Source organism: Actinosynnema sp. NPDC053489, assembly GCF_044544865.1.
Classification (GTDB): domain Bacteria; phylum Actinomycetota; class Actinomycetes; order Mycobacteriales; family Pseudonocardiaceae; genus Actinosynnema.
Map to the genome: position 1 here is coordinate 301,219 of NZ_JBITXT010000001.1, position 18,603 is coordinate 319,821.

An 18,603-nucleotide genomic window follows, 5' to 3' on the forward strand; every position below is an offset into this window, starting at 1 on the left:
CTCCCCAGTATGGGTGCGCAGACCGCGCCTGATGAATAGGGATTACGGCCGGGACTGTTCGGTTCGGGTTCTTCCGCCCTGGTTCCTGCGATTCATTGCAGGCGGGGCGCCGGCGCACGGACAGTGGCTCGTACATCGCTGTGGCAGCCCCGTGGCGCCACTCGACGACGGCCGGTACCAGCGATCGGAGTCTCAACATGAGTGAGGAAAATGGCGCTCCCGGGGGAACGGGTGCGGAGCCCGCGGCGCCCGACCTCTCGGCGGGGATGCCGACGACCGAGCAAGTGGTCGCGGATCTGCGCGAGTTCTACGCCGCCACGCTGGAATACCCCGCGGAAATGGTCGCTCCCGATGCCGACATCGAGTCCGACCTGGGTGTGGACTCCATGCAGCAGTCCGAACTCCTCATCCGCGTGGTGGCGCGCTACGGCTTGGAGCCGGAGGAGGTCAACGCCGGCTTCTACCTGACGCTCACGGACGTCGCCGACTACCTGATCGGCCGGCTCAAGAGCGCCGAACACGCGTGAACCGCCCGTGATCGGCTCGACAGGGAGGACCGGAGCAGTGGCACTCGACGACGTCGCCGTCGTGGGCATGGGAGTCGTCGCGCCCGGGGTGGACGGCCCCCACGACCTCTGGGAGCTCCTGCTCGACGGCGCCCCCGTCTTCGGTCGGGACGAGGACCGCTGCCCCGCGGCGTCGTTCGGCGCCGAACACCTCGACCCACCCGCGGAGGACACCTCGGACCACCTCGTCGCGGGGTGGATCGGAGCACCGCCCGGGACCGCCCCCGGCCCCGCGCACGTCGAGGAATGGCTGCGGCGAGCCGCACGGCAGGCGCTGCGGGGACCCGTCCTCCCCGAGGGCGGGCGCTTCCTGACCGTCACGGGGTTCATCTGCGAGGGGGACCAGCGCCTCGACGAGGCCCTCGTGGTCGAACAGGCCCGAGACCTGCTCGCGGTGGCCGGCCTCCCGGGCGACACCGTCGCCGCCCGCTACCCGTACGCCGGGTCCCTGGACGAGCGCCTCCCGTACCGGTGCGCGCAACGGGCCTTGTCCGGACTGCTGCCCGGCACCGTCACCCACCTGGGCGTCGACACGGCGTGTTCCTCGGCGCTCTACGCGATCGAGCTGGGGGCGCGAGCCGTCCGGTCGGGGTCCTGCGACGTCGCCCTGTGCGGCGGCGTGTACGCGATCACCCCGCGCTACCAGGTGCTGTTCTCCGCGATGAAGGGGCTGAGTCCCACCGCCCGGTTGCGGGCACTGGGACCCGGGGCCGACGGCACGTTGTTCAGCGACGCCGCGGCGGTGGTGGCGCTCAAGCGCCACGACCTCGCGCTGGCCGACGGCGACCACGTGTTCGGCGTGCTCAGGGGAATCGGGCTCTCGTCCAACGGCAGGGGGAAGGCGGCGAACGCGTCCGATCCCCGCTGGCAGCGAGCAGCGGTCGAACGGGCGCTCGGCGCGGCCGGGTGCTCCATCTCCGACGTGGACTGGGCGGTCGCCCACGCCACCGGGACGGCGGCGGGGGACAGGGCCGAACTCGACGCGTTGGAGCGGTGCGTGGCGGAGTCGGCCCACCCGGAGGGGCCGGGGCTGCGGGTGACCGCGAACAAGCACCTGGTCGGTCACACCGGTCCGGCCGCCGGCGCCCTCTCGTTGCAGCACGCCCTCCTCGGGCTCGAGCACGACCTGATCCCGGGGTTGCGCGGTGACTCGCTCTACCCCGAACCGCCGGGCGGAACGGGGGAACGAGCGGTCGACCGACCGCCCTCCCGCAAGGGGCTCGTGATCCCCGCGGACCACCTCGCCTGGCCCGCCGAGCCCGGTCACCGGCGCACCGCGGCGGTCCTGGCCTTCGGGTTCGGCGGCACCAACGCCTGCCTGCTGGTGTCCGACCCCCCTCCGGCGCCCCGCGCCGACAAGACCACCCGCGCCACCGCCCGCGGCACGGCGTCGACCGGCGCCCCGGTCGCCGTCACCCGGTGGGCCACCGTGCTGCCCGACCAACCGGGCGCCGCGGTCGTCAACGCCTGGCTGGCCGGCCTCAGCCACCAGCCACCACCCGCCCGCTTCGGCCCGGACCGCCCCGTGCCGATCACCCTCGCCCTGCCCGGACCCGCCCGGCGCGCGGCCGACCTGAGCCAGGTGCTGACCGCCGCGTGCGCCGAGGCGCTCGTGGGGGACGTGCCACGCGACGTGCTCGACGAGACCGCCCTGGTGCTCGCGATGCCCGGGCCGACCCGGGCTTCGGTCGAGCACGCGCTGCGGTGCTACTCGCGCGACCTCGTCGTGAACGGCGCCCGAACGCCTTCGCCACCGACCGACGCGCTTCGCGCCCTCGTGGCGGACGTGCGGGAGCGGACGGCGCCCACCTCCGCGTTCTCCGTCACCGGGATGATGGCGAACGTCAGCGCCGGCCGGGCCTCGAACCACATCGACTCGCACGGCCCGAACGTCCGGGTGGAGTGCGGGCTGGACTCCGCGCTGGCCGCGCTGCACGTCGCACACGGCTACGTGGCCGACGGGGTGGCCCCGGCGGCCCTCGTCATCGGGATCCCCGCCGCGGCCGGGACCCCGGTGGCACGAGCGCTGGGAGCTCCGGTCGGCAGTGCCGACGGCGCCTTCGGCATCGCCCTGATGCGCCCCGACGTGGCCCGGGAGCAGGGGCGCGAGGTGCTCGCGCTCCTCGGGGCGCCGGAGGGGCCGGGCACCGCGTCACCCGACCCCGGCGACGAGCCGTTGCCCGCGCCGTACGTAATGGCGCAGGAGCGCTACCCGGGGTGCGCGGCGATCCTCACCCTGCTCCAGAGCCTGGTCCTGGGGACGAGCCGCTCCCTGACCCGGCTGGAGGACTCCCCGCTGCCCGCCCTGCACGTCCACACCCCCCGTCGATGAGCCGCGGGCGACCCCCGTCCCGTGTGGAAGGCGACGCAACATGACCCGGCACACCACCGCACCCGCCGCTCCCACGACCGACCACGGGCCTCCGGCGGCGGCCCCGCGCGACGCACTCGGCACCCTGTTCACCCCGGACGACCTCGCCGGGCTCCACGAACGCATGCGCGCGGCGTGCGAACACCCCCTGTTCCACTGGCACCCCGGGCTCACCGCCGCCCAGCGCGGCGAACTCGCCTACCGCCGCCTGCGGCACCTCGACGCCGCCGGACCCGGCGCCGAGACCCTGCTCGCACAGCCGTTGCAGCTCTTCGCCCTCCAGGAGTGGGCCGCGCTCACGGACGGGGCGGTGCTGTCGCTCGCCGCGATCCACTACAACCTGTGCCTGGGCACGATCCTCGACCACGGGGGCGCCGACCGAGAGGACCTGCGCCCCGTCGTGGACGAACTCGCCACCATGCGGACGTTCGGCGTCTTCCTCGCCACCGAGCTGGGTTACGGCAACAACGTCGTCGCGCTGGAGACCGAAGCCACGTACGACCCCGACAGCGGCACCTTCGACCTGCACACCCCGACGCCACGAGCCGTCAAGTACATGCCCAACACCGCCCTGCCGCTGCCCAAGACCGGAGTCGTGCTGGCCCGGCTCCGCTCGGGGGGACGGAGCCACGGCGTCTTCCCGTTCCTCGTGCGGATACGCGGCGAGGCCGGACGGCTGCTGCCGGGAATCCGGGTCTGGTCGCTCCCGGAGAAGCCGGGGCTGGACCTGGACAACGCCATCACCCGGTTCGACCACGTGCGGCTCCCCTTCGAGTCCCTGCTCACGGGACCGCACTCGGTCCTCGAACGCGACGGCACCTTCCGGTCGAGCACCAGTTCCCACGGCCGTTTCGCGGACGCCATCCACCGCGTGCTGCCCGGGAAGCTGGGGCTGGCCGGGGGCCACCTGGCCGCGGCCAGGGCCGCCCTCACCCTCGCCTTCCACTACAGCCACCAGCGCCTGACCTCCGGACGCGTCGGGGGCGTGCCGCTGTACGCCTACCGCAGCCACCGGTCCGCGTTGCTCACCGAACTCGTCCGCACGTACGCCGCGTCCCTGCTCCTGGACGAGGTGCGCCGCGACTTCGCCTCGTCGACGACGAGGAGCGACCTCGTGCTGGAACAGCGCGTCGCACTGACCAAGGCGATGGCGACCTGGTCGGCGGCCGGCACCATCGACGTCTGCCGCGAACGGTGCGGCGCCCAGGGGTTGTTCGCGGTGAACCGGATAGCGGAGTACCTCGGGACCGGCATGGTCGCCATCACCTCGGAGGGCGACAACGCGGTCGTCGCGAGCAAGGCGGCACAGCAACTGGTCATGGGGATCGGCGGCCCCGCGCCCGGGGAGGCGGTCGACGCCGCGGCCGACCGCGGGGACGGTGTCCTGGGCAGGTGCGGGAGCCTGCTGCTCGCCCGTGAGCAGCGCCTCACCCAGGACTGCCGCGCGGCCGTGGCCGACAACCCGGGCCGTTCGCCCTTCGAGGCGTGGAACGCGGTCGGTGACGCGTTGATCGCGATAGCGGACGCCCACTCGGTCCGCTGCGCACACGAGGCGGTGCGGCGGGCGGCCGTCCGGGTCGGGCAGCGCGAAGCGGCGGGGGCGCTGGAACGGGTCGCCGACCTGTACGCGCTGCTGGCCATCGACGAGCACTGCGGGTTCTACCTCACCGAGGGCCTCGTCTCCCTCGAAGAGGCCCGTGCGCTGCCCGGGCTCCTGGCCGAGGCGCAGGACGCGCTCACGCCGATCGCACAAGAACTGGTGGAAGCCTTCGGCATCCCACGAACCGTTCTGAACGCCCCGATCGGTGCGCCCAACTACGTGGCTGCCCACGACCCCTCGTTCGGCATCTCGGGGATCGAGCCATCCAAGTGACCACCCGCTCGCGTTCAGGACACTCGACCCCAGGAAGGTTGGGACCGCCGCATGTCGCTGGAACAGCACAGCACCGACGATCGCGGACGGGCGGACGTCGAGTCGACTGTCTCGCGGGACGCGACGCTGGCGGCGGACGTCGACGTCCGGGGCTTGGCGGACGACGTCCCCGAGAGGTCGCGGGCGGTCCTCCTGACCGGTGCGACCGGTTACCTGGGCGGTTTCCTGCTGGCAGATTTGCTGAGCGGCACCGACGCGCAGGTCCACTGCCTGGTCAGGGCCGATTCCCCGGGCGAGGCCCGCACCCGGCTCCGGGGCGTGCTGGCCAGGCGCGGCATCGGCGGGCACCGGGCGGAACGCGTTCGGGTGGTCCACGGCAGCCTCACCAAGCGCCGCCTGGGGTTGACCGACGACGCCCACCGCGAGCTGGCCCGCGGCATCGACGCGATCTACCACTGCGGTGCGTGGGTGAACCTGATCGCCGGCTACCCGACCCTGCGGGGCGGCAACGTGGGTGGCACCCTGGAGGTCCTGCGCCTCGCGACTCGCCTGCGCAAGAAGACCGTCCACCACGTCTCGACGGTGGGTGTTCTCATCCAGGCGTACGAGGACGGAGCCGGCCCTCTCCCGGAGGACCGCCCGTTGCCCCCGCCGGGCGGCGTGGGCTACTTCCAGAGCAAGTGGGTCGCCGAGCGCCTCGTGCACCAGGCCGCCGAACGCGGTGTGCCGGTGACCGTCCACCGCCCGGGCGTGGTCCTGGCCGACAGCGCCACGGGTCTGGGCAGCGCGTCGGACTGGTTCATGCGCCTCACCGCCGTCAGCGTTCGCGCCGGCTGCTCTCCCGCGTACGACTTCCCGCTGTCCGTCGCCCCCGCCGACTTCACCAGCCGGAGCATCGTCGAGCTGTCCCGCAGGCCACGAGCGGACGAGCGCGTCTTCCACAACTTCCTCCCAAGGCCGATGTCGCTTGACGAGTACTTCCGGGTCGTGGACTCCTGCGGCTACCGCGTGCCGTCCGTCCCGCACGCGCAGTGGCTCGCCGCGGTCAAGGGCCTGCGGGGCGTCGACCGGGCGACGGTGAGGATCGCCGAATCGTTGCCCCAAATCCTGTTGCGCCCGCGCAACGGCAACCCGACCTATCCGACCTCCGACGCGACGGCGGCCGCCCTCGGATCGAGCGTCACACCGCCGTCACTCGACCGGGCCTACTTCACCCGCATGCTCGCCGACCTCGCACGACAGGGGAACTGCTCCCGGTCAAGCGGGCCGCTGCCGGGTGATGCCGCCCGACCTGGAGATCACCGATGACCGCACGCCCGGCCGCCGGGCACGGGGCCGTCACCCGGCGCACCACCGAACCGGCACCGCGGGCGCACGACCGAGACCGGCACGACCGAAGAGGCGAACGAACCCGTCGCAAGGGGCACCGCATCGTGAAGTTCACCCTGGATGACCTCAACCGAATCATCGAAACCCACATCGACATCGACGGGCGGGTCACCGAGGACGCCCTCGACATCCCGTACGCCGAGCTGGGCATGGATTCCCTCGGCCTCGTCGAACTGGCCGAACGCATCAACATCGCCCACCACGTGCCCGTGCCGCTCGACATCATCGAGGAGATGCGGACCCCGCGCCTGACCGTCGACTACGTCAACGAGCACCTCGGTGGAGGAGGGGCCGAAGCGAGCGGTGAGCGCTGAGGCGGGCTGCGGCCGGGTGGTCACCCTCGGGAAGACGATGAAGAAAACGCACAACGCCACTCGCCCGCGTGCGGACCAGCCGAATGCCCGGATCACCCCTGGTTCTTCGACAGCTTCTTCTTCGAGGTCGCCGGGTAGGGACCACGCGAGTCCGACAGGTACATCGCGCGACCGCGAGGGCGCGCGGTGTCCGGTGCATCGAAGGACGCTCCGTTTCGGTCGGGGTTCTGGGCAGGGCCATCGCCGCGGGGCCGGGGCGATGGCTTGTGCGGGCACGAGACCGGCCTTGGACACCGGGATGCTTCTGCCCGGACGACACGCGACAGCGAACCGGGGTCCTCGTTCCTGACCGACACCGCCGCGCGGTCGGTCCACTTCCACCACAGCGGGCGGCGAACCTGTCGATCTTCCCGCAGGGGTTGCCCACATGGACCCTGTCGCGGGCCCCGCCACAAGCGCATCGTTGGGCATCTGTCGCGTGCTCGCGCTCAACCCGGAGTTCGAGCACGACCCGGACCGGAGGTCGATGATGATCACAACGTTGCGTGCCGTCGCCGCCACGCTGGTGACGGTTGGTTCCACTCTGGCGCTGGTGGTGTCGGGACCGGCCGCTCCGGCCTCGGCCGGGGTGCTGGACGTGACCTGCACCCCGCCCAGCAGCAACGGCATCAGCTACAGCCCGCCGTTGACCCGGTCCCCGCAGGACGTGACCATCGACGTCACGACCCAGTACGGGCCGTGCGTGTCAGCGGGCAACCCGGCCCTGACCTCCGGCCACCGCACCATCTCCCTGACCCAGCCGGGGTTCAGCTGCCTGGAACTGCTCAACAGCGGGCCCGTCACCTTCACCATCACCTGGAACACCGGTCAGACCTCGACCGTCTCCGCGAACTACTCCGCCACCGTCGTGGGCGCCGCCCTGGTGGACGTCCGCACCGGCACGGTCACCTCCGGACTGTTCACCGGCAGCACCGTCGTGCAGACCACCACCGGCCCGGCCACCGACGTCCTGCTGTGCACCGCCGGCCTGGGCACGGTCTCCGGCATCTACTCCTCCGTGAGCCTGGAAATCACCTCGGTGTGACCTACCGGCCTGATTCGACGGTGGCGCCCGACCAGGCCACGGCGTCCGGCCGCACAGCGCCCAAGCCGCGCTTTCGGCCGGTGCCACGCTGGTCGCCGACGTGCCGAAGGGCCATTGACCCGTGCCGGCGATCAACCAACGGGTGCGGCAGTGGTCGTTGGCGCAGTGGACCGACTTTGTGCTGCACGCCCGCTGTCGACGTCCGGTGCGCCGGACTGCCAGGTCCCCGTGAACACCGGGGACGCTGCGTCGCCTTGAGACACGGTTGGGAGAAGGCGGGTTCGGCGGGTCGGGCCGGCCGGTCGGCACCGGTAACCCGGCGTACGGGACCCGGGGACCGTTGTCCTGGGATGAGGGGACCGGCCGGGTCCCCGTCGCCGAAGGAGGTCCGCCCGCGCTCGGCGAGGTCGGCCACCTGTTCCCGGTTCGACTGGCTGAGCACGACCACGTCCGGCTCGACGGCGGCGACGGTGTCGGCGATACCCGTCCGGCCGCCGGCACCTGGCTGCCGCCCAGCCGGTCCGCGCGGGCACCGATCAGGCTGACGGGCGGGAGGTCCCTTCGGGCAACACCGGCGATCGATCGCGCACGGATGGTGTCGGCCGCGTTGAGGGGCGGGAGTGCGGTGTCGACGATCCTCCGGAGGGCAACGGAAGGGCGTCGCCATGCGCAGTGATCGTGCACCGGGTACCGCGGCCGATTTCCTGGCCACCTCCTTCGCCGGGCTCGGGCGGTTCGCGCCCGACCCGACCGACCTGGTCATCGGGCTGGTCTTCCGGGCGGCCGGGCCGTGCCCCCCGGTGGACGCCGTGCGGCAGCGCGTCGCGTCACGCCTGGACCGGCTGTCGCCGTTGACCGAGCGGCTGGTGGTGGGTGAGGGGGTGCGGTGGGAGCCGGACCCCGACTTCGACCTCGCCCACCACGTCCGGGAGCTGCCCCGCCAGGACGGTGTCGCGCCGGCCCGGGCGGTGTTCGCCGGCTCGTTCGACCCCGCCAGGCCGCCGTGGGGGCTGTGGATCTCGGACAACGGGTCGGGCACGTGGGACGCGTACTACCTGGTGCACCACGCGCGGCAGGACGCGGGTGCGGCGGCGCGCACGGTGGTGGCGCTGCTGGGAGACGACGAGCCCGCGCCGTGGCGCCGGACCGTCCGCCGCCGGTCGTGGCTGCACGGGTGGCCGGGTGCGGTGTCGCTGCTGCCGGACCTGCTGCGGACCCGCCGGGCCGCCGAACCGGCCCCGCGGTGGCCGGTGGGGGAGGGGCGGGTGCTGTCGTGGGCGGCGGTGCCCGTCGGTGCTCTCAAGCAGGTCGCGAAGCGCACCGGGGCCACGGTCAACCAGGTGCACCTGGCGGCGCTGGCCGACGCGCTGGCCGGGTGGCTGCCGGAGGTGCCGCGCCGGCAGGTCTGCCTGCCCGTGGAGACCCGGCGCACCGGTGAGCCGCACGACGACTTCGCCAACCGGATCGGTCTGGTGCGCGTGGCCCTGCCGTGCGGCGCCGGCACCCCGGGCGGGAGGCTGCACGACGTGGTGGCCTCGGTGAGCCGCGCCCGGACCGCCCGCCACCGCCGTGCCTGGCGCGACGTGTCCGACAACGCTTCCGCCCGGGTCGCCGGCCGGGTCCTGGCGCTGACCACCGACCCCGCGCAGGTGGGGGTGACGGTGTCGAGCATCCGGATCGCGGGACCCCTGGACCTGATGGGCGCGCGGGTCCTCGACGTGACCGCGATCCCGTGGCTGCCGCCCGGCCACACCTGCTTCGCGCTGCTGGTCGGCTACGGCGACGAGGTGCGGCTGTCCGTCCTCGCACCCGAGGGCGCACCCGACCCGTCGGACCTGACCCGGTCGTGGGTGCAGGCCGTCCACGCTCTTGCCGGTCCCGATGAAGCGACCGCTGTGGTGGCGTCGAACATGTCCGATGCGGATGATGCCCGGTCGTGAGGAGGTCGAGCCGGCGGTGCCGCGCCGAACCAGCGACCCGGTCGTCAGCGGGTGCCGGACCGGCTGCGGCCGTGAGGCGTCCTGTTCGTGCCGCGCACCGGGATCCAACCGGAACCCCCGCCGCGTGAGCCGGGGTTCGGCGCGGGTACGAGCTGGTGACGGAGGCCGCGCGACGGGAACGAGGCCGGCGTCCGGTCACGGCCGCACGAGTTGCCGCTCGCGGAGCCCACTCGGCGGACGGCACGGATCGGGACCGCGCCGTGGTCGACGCGTCGCACGCCCGGCGACCACTTGGTCCCGGCACTTCGGCCGAGAGCTTTACGACGTGTGCGCGCCCGCCGCGTAGTCCTTGCGTACCGGCAAGTTCACCTTTCCGGATCGGTTCGTCCCTCCTCGGGGACCCATGGTGCCCACGAGGGGGCCGCCGGCATCGTTGACGGGGAAGTCCCACCACACCGAGGAGATCCCCTGATGCGCCACCTCACCGCCCTGCTCTCCGCCCTCGCCTTGGCCGCCCCGCCCGCCGTCGTCGCCGGGGTGGCCCCCGCGCACGCTGCGGACAACCCGATGGTCGTCTGCGAGGACGCCAACAACGAGGTCGACGTCGACTTCACCGGCAACACCGCGCAGGTGAGAACCTCCATCTACCACGGCTGCGCGTCCCTGGAGATCCCCACCATCGTCTACGGTCGGGTCCAACCCGCCTCGGGCACCGCCACCGGGAGCCAGTCCAACGTCTCCATCGCCGTCCCCGACTGGACGATCCGCTACTACGACGCGAGCGACAACTGGGTCGCCACCACCCGCGTCGACATCACCGCCACCTACCTCGGCCCCCTGGCCAACGTCATGGCCGGCACCGTGCTGTCCACCAACCCCGACGTGCAGATCGCCGTCGGCACCGCCGGCCGCGCCTGCACCACGCCCACCCACTGCACCTACTACAACACCGCCGCTTACGCGGCACCTGCCGTCGCCTACTGATGACCGGCACCATCCTCGCCCGCCCCTGAACGAGTGGCGACCGGCTCCCGGACAGGCTGACGCGGCCTCGCCGGCCCGGTGCGCAGCCCTCACGCCCACCACAGCGCTCGCGCACGCGGCGGCGTGAGGAGAACGCGCTCGCCCGAAGCGGTTCCAACACCCCTCGGGTACCGGCGCCAGGCAGGACCGCTGTGGCAAGGCACCCTCTGTGGACCAGCGAGCCGTTCGTCGCGATGGTGGGAAACCGTTCGTCGCGGGAGGCGGAGCGGGGTCAGGCCGGCCGGGTGTCCTGCAAGACCTGTCACGGCGCAACGCGACCGCCCATTCGCGCCCAGGCGACGCTGGTACGGCCACCGGTGCGCCGGTGACGCCCGGATGGCCGCTCGAGCGGTACCGCAGAACGGCCGAACACCTGGCAGGTCCATTCGGTACGAGCAATTCCGCCGCACGACGCGGAGACTCGCCCATGCGTCGTGCCCGCACCCTGTTGGCGTCGAGGCACTGGAGGTGAGGTGCGTCGCGACCGCCGCCACGCCGTCGACGGCCACCTCACCGCAACCGCGGGTCGCCACCGTCTCCTGCGGCTCTGGCCACGTCGCCAGCCGTGAGGTCACCGGTCCGAGCGTCCAGGTCAACCGCGCCGACAACGGCGCACCGGTCCAAGGGCTGCTCTTCACCTCCTACACCGACTTCGTCGGCACCGCCGCCGTCGTCGCCGGCAACGGCCAGTACGCCCCCTCCAGCGCCCACGGCAGCGCGGGGTACGCCTGAGGCAGCTCCGTCGCAGGTGACACCCAAAAGGCGTCGGAACGCGCCGCGGCGGGGTGGACGTCCTCCTCGGACAGTCAGGGGTGCTCACCCGCTGCGACGCGGACATCACCGGCACGTGCCCCGTGGCGTGTGCGCGAGACACCGGCGAGCGCGCCCGGTAGCAGGAGCCACGTGCGCGCCGGTCCGCCTCGCACGCTGTGGAGCGCCTCCGGTTCACCGAGCGGCCTGGGAGAAGGCGCGGTTCGCGTCACCGGAGCAGGTGGTCGCGCGGGTCCGGGCGACGCACGAGGAGGCCACGGAAGCGCAGGCGCTCCGCCGGCTCCGAGAACACCGGAAGGGCTCACGTCGAGGAGCCGTTGAGCGGCAAGGGGTGACGCCCCGGGAGCCGGTTCCCGCACCGGCTCCCGGATCGGGTGAGCGGTGACGCCGCGCGCCGCGCGCGGGGATGCCGTGCGGTGACACCCGGGTCGTCGGTCGGGACCCCCTGGCGATCACCGGGTTCGGGTGAAGTCGGTGATGATGTGGTCGAGGCACCGTTCGACGACGGCCGCGATGGTCAGCGCCGGGTTGACGGCGCCCGTGGAACCGGGCATCAGGGCCCCGTCCAGGCAGTACAGGCCGCTGTGACCGAGCAGCCTGCCGTAGGCGTCGGTGCTCCTGCCCAGCACGGCACCCCCGACGGCGTGCGCGACGATCGGGTGGTGCGGTGGGTCCGGCGTCACCGGGCGCCCGCCGGGCACGTACCGCGCGACGTGGCGGACGATGTCGTCGACCGCTCGTCGGGAGGTGGCGTCGAACTCGGCCCTCCAGATCAACTTCGTCTTGCCGTCCGCCGTCATCGTCCACTGCCCGAAGCGGTCGGGGATCCCCATCCCCAGACAGGTGAGGAGCCGCGGACCCACGGGGAAGGGCATGGGCGAGTGCATCACGCCGGCCGTGCCGTCGGAGTTGCGGACGAGGACCGCCGGCGGCCCACCCTGGGGCGCGCCGACCGGCACCGGGGACGTCCTGATCATGGTCAGGTGATCACCGTTGGACCCCCAGCCCTTCCCGATGGACTCGTGCAGCCGGGGGAGGGCACCGGTCTCGCGTGCGGTGAGCAGCATCCGCGGTGTGTGGACCCCGGCCGCGAAGATCAGCCTGTCACACACGAACACCAGGCGCTCGACGGCCGTCCCGTCCTCCTCCAGGCGCTCGGCGATCACCCGGTAGAGGCCCGTGCGGTCCCGGGACACGTGGGTGGCCCGGTGCAGCGCCTGCACCGTCGTCTTGCCGGACGCCTCGGCCCGGGCGAGGTACGTGCGGTCCACGCTCATCTTGGCGCCGCTGTTGCAGCCGGTGAAGTGGTACTGGCCGATCACCGCCGAGGCCCTTCGGGCGCCGTCGAGTTCACCCCGGACGGTGTCGAAGTCGAAGTTGCCCACGATGGTCTCGGTCGGCAACCCCGACCTGGCCGCCGCCAGGCTCCACAGGCGGTTCGATCGATAGGGCTCCCGGGCGAGCAGGTCGTCGGGGAACGGCTCGGCCACCAGGCGCTCGCGTGCCCGGGGGTAGTAGACGCGGTCGAACTCGTCGTAATCCAGCTCGGGGGGGAACAGCCGTTGGAAGACGTCCCGGCGGGGCTGGGCGAGCACACCGCCGTAGACGAGCGTCCCGCCGCCGACCCCCGCCCCGCTGAGGATCACGACACCGTCCTGGGCGTTCACCTCCAGCAGCCCGGTCGAGCGGGGCAGCGCCGCCGAGAGCGCGCGACGGACCAAGGACAGCAGGGGGCCTCCTGCCGCGGGCAGGGGGGTGGAATCGTCGTCCAACCACACCAACCGGCTGTCCGGTGAGGGGAAGGCGGGGAAGGTGTCACCGGCAGGGGTGACGGGCCAGCGCCGCCCCCGCTCCAGGACCACGTTCTCCACGCCTGCCTCCGCGAGGCGGAAGGCCGCGATGCTCCCGCCCACCCCGGAACCGATGATCACGACGGCGTGCCGTTCCTCCCGTTCGGCCCGCGTACCACCGTCCGGTGCGGGTGGTGCGGCCGGTGTGCCGTGTGCCGGGGTTCGATCGTCCGGGTTGTCGTCGTGCACGGGAGTCCTCCCTGGTGTTCGCGCGGCCACTGGGCGATGTGGGTTTCGGAGTCGACGCGGACGAAGGCCGGCGGGCACTGCTCCACCAGCGATGACGGACCTCGGCGTGGCGCGGTCCCGCGATCAGGGTCGCGGCAGCAGCGACGTCGGAACGTCGACGTGACGTGCCCGCAGGAACTCGCCCAGCGACTTCCCGAGCTGGTCCGGTGCCAGTCCGGCGGAGCTGCTGGGTGCGAGGTAACCCCGCAGGACGAAGCAGAGACCGCGCAGGTTCGGCAGTTCGTAGCGTTCCGCGGTGGACGCACCGGGGCTCGCGAGCAGTTCGGCGAGCCGGTCGTTGGTGAGGAAGGACAGCAGCCAGGGGTAGGCGTCGTCGTGGCTCACCCAGACGCCGAGGTTGGCGTTCCCCGCCTTGTCCCCGGCCCGCACGTGCACGACGTCCCCGAGGGGACGCCGGGTGGTGGGGCCGAAGAACGCCAGGTCGGCCGGTGGTGTGCCGGCGCCGACCGGCTGTCCTCCGTAGGGACGTGCCCCGGACGGTGGGGGATGTCCACGACCCGGCCGTCGGGCAGGTGCGCCCGGTGCCGCAGGCTGTCCTGGCGGAGCAGGCCGGGCCAGTAGTCGACCCGGGCCTGCACGTCGGGGAAGATGTCGGTGACCTCCATGTAGAAGCCGGGGAAGCTCCCCAGCCAGAAGGAGTTGAGCTGGCTGAGGAATCCCTCGACGCCCGCCGCGGTGGCCCCGGCGACGGTCACCTTCACCGGGACGGTGGCCTGCCACTGGTCGGCCGGGTCGTCCACGGCCCGACCGCAGGCGAACAGCCGCAGCTCCGCCACGTCGTTCTCCCGGGCGGCGATCTCGGCCTGTCGCCGGAGCAACGCCACCTTGTCCTCGATCTGCAGTCCCGTCGGGAAGTACCACATCGATCCGCGATAACCGGTGTGCAGGTGGACTCCCACCCGGGTGGTCTCGACGGGCGCGCTGCCCTTCGCGCCGGTCACGCGCACGCGGTCCGGTCCTTCCCGGGTGACCGTCACGGAGTCGACGTGCCAGGTGACGTCGGGGTTGAGGTACCGGGGGCCTTGGATCTCGTAGAGGAGCTGGGCGGTGACCGTGTCGACGGTCACGGCGCCGCCCTCGCCCGCCCTCTTGGTGATGACGCAGTCGCCGTTGTCGGCGATCTCGGCGATGGGGAACCCCGGGACGGTGTTGTCGGGCACGGTGGTGAAGCCGGAGAAGTTGCCACCGGTGGCCTGTGGGCCGCACTCGATGACGTGCCCGGCGGCGACGGCGCCGGCGATCTTGTCCAGCTCGTCCCGTTCCCACCCGTGCCACCAGGCGGCCACACCGCTGATCAGGGAGGCGTCGGCGACACGGCCCGTGATGACGATGTCGGCACCGGCGTCCAGCGCCGCCTTGACCCCCCAGGCGCCCAGGTAGGCGTCGGCCGCCAGCGGGCGCCGTCCGTCGGCGCCCAGGGATTCGCCGGTGTCGGTGTTGACCAGTTGCCCTTCGGTGACCAGCCGGTCGACGTCCTCGAACACGTCGTCGCCGGTGACGGTGGCGACGCGGAGGTCCGTACCACCCGCCCGCACCGCCTGACGGATCTCCTCCGCCAGTCCTTGAGGGTTGTGCACGCCCGCGTTGGTCACGACCTTGAGGTTCTTGTCGGCCAGCACGGGCAGCTCGGGCAGCAGTTGTGCCGCGAACATCGGGGCGAAGAACCGGCGGTTCTCCTCGGGGTCGTCCAGGAAGCGGGCTGCCACCACCGACTCCACGAACTCGGTCATCGAGTCGCCCACCAGCACGTCGACGGGTTCCCCGTGAACGGCGTCGTGGAAAGCGGAAAACCTGTCGCCCATGCTGCCGGAGAAGCCGGCGACGCGAACCGGTCGGCGCGGGGACATCGGGTACCTCCTTGGTCGGGTCGGTCGGCGGTGCGGGGCTCACGCCAGGCGTACGACCCGGCGTGGGTTCCGCGGCTGGGAGGTGGCAGTCGGCGGGGGGCGCGGGCCGGTGACCGCACGCCCGGCGAGCGACCGGCCGGACGTGCCGGCGGGCGTGGCCTTCCGCACCAGCCGACCGCTCTCCGCCGGTGATCGGATCGGCTGGTCCGTCGCCGCAGCCGGCCCCACGTCCGGGTGCCTCGGCCGCTGAGCACGTCCCGGGCGTCGGAACGCCCCGTCGTCCCGGATGTCACCGTTCACGGGAGTCCTCCCGCGTCGGCATTCGCGCGGTCGCTCGGCGGTGCGGGTTCCAGGTCGTCGCGGACGAACGAGCTGAGCGCGTCGACGAACTCCTGGGGGCTGTCCAGGTAGGGGACGTGCCCTGCCCCCGCCAGCGCGGTGAAGCGGCCCGCCGGGAGTCGGCGCGCCGCCGCCCGGCCCTGCCACACGGGGACCAACTGGTCCCAGCCACCCCAGATCACCAGGGTCGGCACTGCGATCTCGTGCAGGCGGTCGACCACGAGGATGTCGTCGCGCTGGCCGGTGATGCCGCCGCACTCGCGGAACACCTCGATCGATGTCCGCAGCACCTGTCGTGACTGGGCCAGCTTGAACTGGGCCACCCAGGTCCTCACCGGGATCCGCCAGGGCTGCCGCAACAGCAGGTTGCTCGCGAGGACGAAGGCGGCCGGGCCACCGGGGAAGGAGACGACGGCGGATACCGCATCGGCCGCGCGCTCGGACAGCAGGGACAGCGCGATGGCGACCGGGTGGACCGCCCGCCCGAGACCGGAAGCGTCGACGAGCACCAGCCTGGTGACGGCGGATGGGTTCGCCAGGGCCAGTTCAGCGGCCACGAGCCCACCGAAGGAGTGGCCCACCGCGATCACGGTGTCCACTCCCACCACGTCGAGGAAGGCCGTGACGAACGAGGCCATCGTGGCGGGGTGCACGTCCGGTCCCGGGCTGGTGCCGCCCAGGCCCGGCAGTGCCAGCACGATGGCCCGGTGGGTCAGGGCGAGCTCGGTCATCACCGGGAACCAGTCCTGGGGGTCCATCGCGATCCCCGGGATCAGCAGGACCACCGGTCCTTCTCCGACTTCGTAGAAGAGGGTGGAGAGCCCCTTCACCACAACGCGCCGCTTGATCGGCTCCTGGTCGTTCATGCGATTCCTCCTCGGGCCGTGGGACGGTCGCCGATCTCGGCGCTGCCGCGACTTCCGCGAACAGGGCGTAGTGGCGCGATCAGGTGAAGACGAGTTCGTCGGTCACCGAATCCCGCCCGGCGAGCCACATCCCGAGGGCCTCCCTGGTGCCGAGGACCTCCCGGGCGCGCGGCAGGCGGATCCCGAGCTCGGGATGTCCGTCCGTGGGCACTACCCGGTACCGCAGGACCCTCAGGTTGGTCCGCAGGCTCAGCAACGCCCCCTCGCGGAGGATGAACGTGGGCACGGTGGCGGGGAGGTCCCGGCGCAACCCCAGGCCCCGCACGATGTCCTGGTGGTGGACCGCGAGGTCCCCGAGCGTGATCACCGCACCGATCCGGCTGGACAGGGACGGCCGGTCCGCCCAGGTCCGGGCGCGGGCCATCAGCCGGCTGCGCGGCAGCCGGCGTGCCCTCTCCACCTGTTCCCGGTTGGCGGCGTGCAGGAACGGGCCGTGCGGGAGGTATGAGGCCGCGAAGTCGTCCACGGCGAGGAGGTGCCCGAGGACGTCCCGCGGGGACCACCCCGCGCACAGCGTGCGACCGGATTCGAACGCGTCGTCGGGCAGCCGGTCCAGGGTGGCGACCAGTCGGCGCCTCTCCGCGCGCAACTCCCGTTCCAGGGGCAGCATCACTGCTCCGGCCTCCTGTCGGTTCGGCGGTCCGGCGGGACCTCGGGCGGATCACTCGGTGACCAGTTCCCGGAGACCCTGCTCCAGGCAGTGGTGGAAGAGGCCGGTGTCCGTGACGGCGGCCGGGTCGAGGTTCGTCCCGATCGAGCACGTCCCGTCGTGCGAGGCCATCGAGATGTTGGCCGCGGCGCCACCCCGGGGAGCCCAGGCCACCGCGTTCGCCACGTGGGCGCCCGCGGCGAAGGTGGTGCGGGAGAACCCGGGAACGCTGGTGACGACCAGGTCGACCACGTTCCGCAGCACGGGGGGCAGGAACAACCGGTGGACCGGACCGGGGACCCACGTGCCGAGGTCGGCCAGGGTGGTGTACACGCCGCGGACCAGGGCGCCACGGGCCTCGGTGATCGCCGCGTGCACGGCGGCCGTGCGCGCCGCGGCGGGCATGTCGCCGATCGGTCCCGCGATGCGCACCGAAGCGACGATGTTGCCCGCACCGGTCTCGAAGGGCTCCCGGATGTTCACCGGCACCAGGGTCGGCACGCTCCGGTGGCTGATCCCGTGGTGGGCGTGGTAGCGGTGCAACGCCGCCAGCACCGCCGAGATGTAGGCGGAGGTCACGGAGGCGCCGGCGGCCTTGCCCGCGGCCTTGAGGTCCGCCAGGGGGACCGTGACCACGCCGCAGCGCATCGCGGCGCTGCGCCCGCGCAGGAGCGGCGACCGCGCGACCGGCTGGAGCAGTTGCGCGGCGGCCCGGCCGGCGAGGCGGACCCGGTCCCCGGTCGCGCGCGGTGTCGTCAGCCACCGCGCGGTCTCCCGCAGCAGCGTCCTCGTGCCGTCGCTGACGCCGTGGGCCGCCGAGGACAACGGGGGGCGCGCGGCGGTGACCGGTCGTCGGGCGGTGTCCTCGTCCGGCGGCCGGGACCGGCTGGGGGCGTCGGTCGGCGCGGCGTCGGGGAGCAGCTTGCCCATCACCGAGACGATGGTGACCGCGTCACCGATGCTGTGGTGCCACTTGAGGAGGATCGCGGCCCGGTCCTGGTGGTAGCCCTCGACGAGCGTGGCCTCCCAGGGCGGGTGGAGGGGGTCGAAGTCGGCACCGTTGCGCCACTCGACCAGTTCGAGGAGGTCGCGGTCGCCGGCCGGCTCCGGGAGGCGCATCCGGTGGACGTGCCGGGTGAGGCGGAAGTGCGGGTCGGGCACCCACGCGGGGGTTCCGGCTCGTACCGGTGTGTCGACCACCCGGTGGGTGAGCCGGGGGAGCTTCCTCACGACCCACCGGCAGCCGTCGAGGAACGTGGTCCAGTCCGGCGTCCGGTCGAGGTACCAGAGCCAGGTGACGTGCGGACGGGTCATGGGGTTGGTCCCCATGCGCCAGAACAGCGTGTCCGTGCCGTTCATCGGTCCGGGTGAGGACCACCCGGCTATCGCCCGGGTTCCGTGCATGATCACCC

15 protein-coding genes are annotated in these 18,603 nt (G+C 72.8%); 9 read left to right on the forward strand and 6 right to left on the reverse strand.

Going from position 1 to position 18,603, the window contains the following annotated elements; genetic code table 11:
• Positions 1–197: 197 nt before the first annotated feature.
• The 9 genes from ACIGNX_RS01215 to ACIGNX_RS01255 all read left to right on the forward strand — a co-directional run bounded on the left by ACIGNX_RS01215 (position 198) and on the right by ACIGNX_RS01255 (position 11,292).
• Positions 198–527, forward strand: coding sequence for an acyl carrier protein (locus ACIGNX_RS01215; RefSeq protein WP_396534991.1), 330 nt, complete (start codon positions 198–200; stop codon positions 525–527).
• Positions 528–564: 37 nt separating this feature from the next.
• Positions 565–2,898: a beta-ketoacyl synthase N-terminal-like domain-containing protein gene (locus tag ACIGNX_RS01220; protein ID WP_396534993.1), complete on the forward strand. Its 2,334-nt coding sequence runs from the start codon at positions 565–567 to the stop codon at positions 2,896–2,898.
• A 40-nt stretch (positions 2,899–2,938) separates the two neighbouring features.
• Complete coding sequence (locus ACIGNX_RS01225) at positions 2,939–4,810, forward strand: acyl-CoA dehydrogenase (protein ID WP_396534995.1); 1,872 nt, start codon at positions 2,939–2,941, stop codon at positions 4,808–4,810.
• 51 nt (positions 4,811–4,861) lie between these two features.
• The gene (locus tag ACIGNX_RS01230; protein ID WP_396534997.1) at positions 4,862–6,118 is read left to right on the forward strand and encodes a thioester reductase domain-containing protein; all 1,257 of its coding nucleotides are present in this window, start codon (positions 4,862–4,864) and stop codon (positions 6,116–6,118) included.
• Positions 6,115–6,513, forward strand: coding sequence for an acyl carrier protein (locus ACIGNX_RS01235; protein ID WP_396534999.1), 399 nt, complete (start codon positions 6,115–6,117; stop codon positions 6,511–6,513). The genes ACIGNX_RS01230 and ACIGNX_RS01235 overlap by 4 nt, the downstream gene beginning before the upstream one ends.
• Before the next feature lie 463 nt (positions 6,514–6,976).
• Positions 6,977–7,597 (forward strand): hypothetical protein, encoded by a 621-nt coding sequence (locus tag ACIGNX_RS01240; RefSeq protein ID WP_396535001.1) that lies wholly within the window; start codon positions 6,977–6,979, stop codon positions 7,595–7,597.
• Positions 7,598–8,262: 665 nt separating this feature from the next.
• The gene (locus tag ACIGNX_RS01245; protein ID WP_396535003.1) at positions 8,263–9,537 is read left to right on the forward strand and encodes a wax ester/triacylglycerol synthase domain-containing protein; all 1,275 of its coding nucleotides are present in this window, start codon (positions 8,263–8,265) and stop codon (positions 9,535–9,537) included.
• Positions 9,538–10,008: 471 nt separating this feature from the next.
• A complete protein-coding gene (locus tag ACIGNX_RS01250; RefSeq protein ID WP_396535005.1) occupies positions 10,009–10,521 on the forward strand; it encodes a hypothetical protein in 513 nt (170 codons plus the stop codon).
• A gap of 507 nt (positions 10,522–11,028) precedes the next feature.
• Entirely contained in the window at positions 11,029–11,292 is a 264-nt protein-coding gene (locus tag ACIGNX_RS01255; protein WP_396535007.1) for a hypothetical protein, read from the forward strand.
• A gap of 491 nt (positions 11,293–11,783) precedes the next feature.
• Here the strand turns inward: ACIGNX_RS01255 and ACIGNX_RS01260 are convergent, their stop codons facing one another.
• From ACIGNX_RS01260 to ACIGNX_RS01285, 6 genes are all read right to left on the reverse strand, one after another.
• Positions 11,784–13,262: a GMC oxidoreductase gene (locus ACIGNX_RS01260; protein ID WP_396535009.1), complete on the reverse strand. Its 1,479-nt coding sequence runs from the start codon at positions 13,260–13,262 to the stop codon at positions 11,784–11,786.
• Between the two features lie 231 nt (positions 13,263–13,493).
• Positions 13,494–13,754, reverse strand: coding sequence for a hypothetical protein (locus ACIGNX_RS01265; protein ID WP_396535011.1), 261 nt, complete (start codon positions 13,752–13,754; stop codon positions 13,494–13,496).
• Positions 13,751–15,277: an acyclic terpene utilization AtuA family protein gene (locus tag ACIGNX_RS01270; RefSeq protein ID WP_396535013.1), complete on the reverse strand. Its 1,527-nt coding sequence runs from the start codon at positions 15,275–15,277 to the stop codon at positions 13,751–13,753. Before ACIGNX_RS01270 ends, ACIGNX_RS01265 begins: the two co-directional genes overlap by 4 nt.
• A 296-nt stretch (positions 15,278–15,573) precedes the next feature.
• A complete protein-coding gene (locus tag ACIGNX_RS01275; protein ID WP_396535015.1) occupies positions 15,574–16,482 on the reverse strand; it encodes an alpha/beta fold hydrolase in 909 nt (302 codons plus the stop codon).
• A gap of 79 nt (positions 16,483–16,561) precedes the next feature.
• Positions 16,562–17,152, reverse strand: coding sequence for a maleylpyruvate isomerase family mycothiol-dependent enzyme (locus tag ACIGNX_RS01280; RefSeq protein WP_396535017.1), 591 nt, complete (start codon positions 17,150–17,152; stop codon positions 16,562–16,564).
• Between the two features lie 51 nt (positions 17,153–17,203).
• Positions 17,204–18,550: a wax ester/triacylglycerol synthase domain-containing protein gene (locus ACIGNX_RS01285; RefSeq protein ID WP_396535019.1), complete on the reverse strand. Its 1,347-nt coding sequence runs from the start codon at positions 18,548–18,550 to the stop codon at positions 17,204–17,206.
• Positions 18,551–18,603 lie beyond the last annotated feature (53 nt).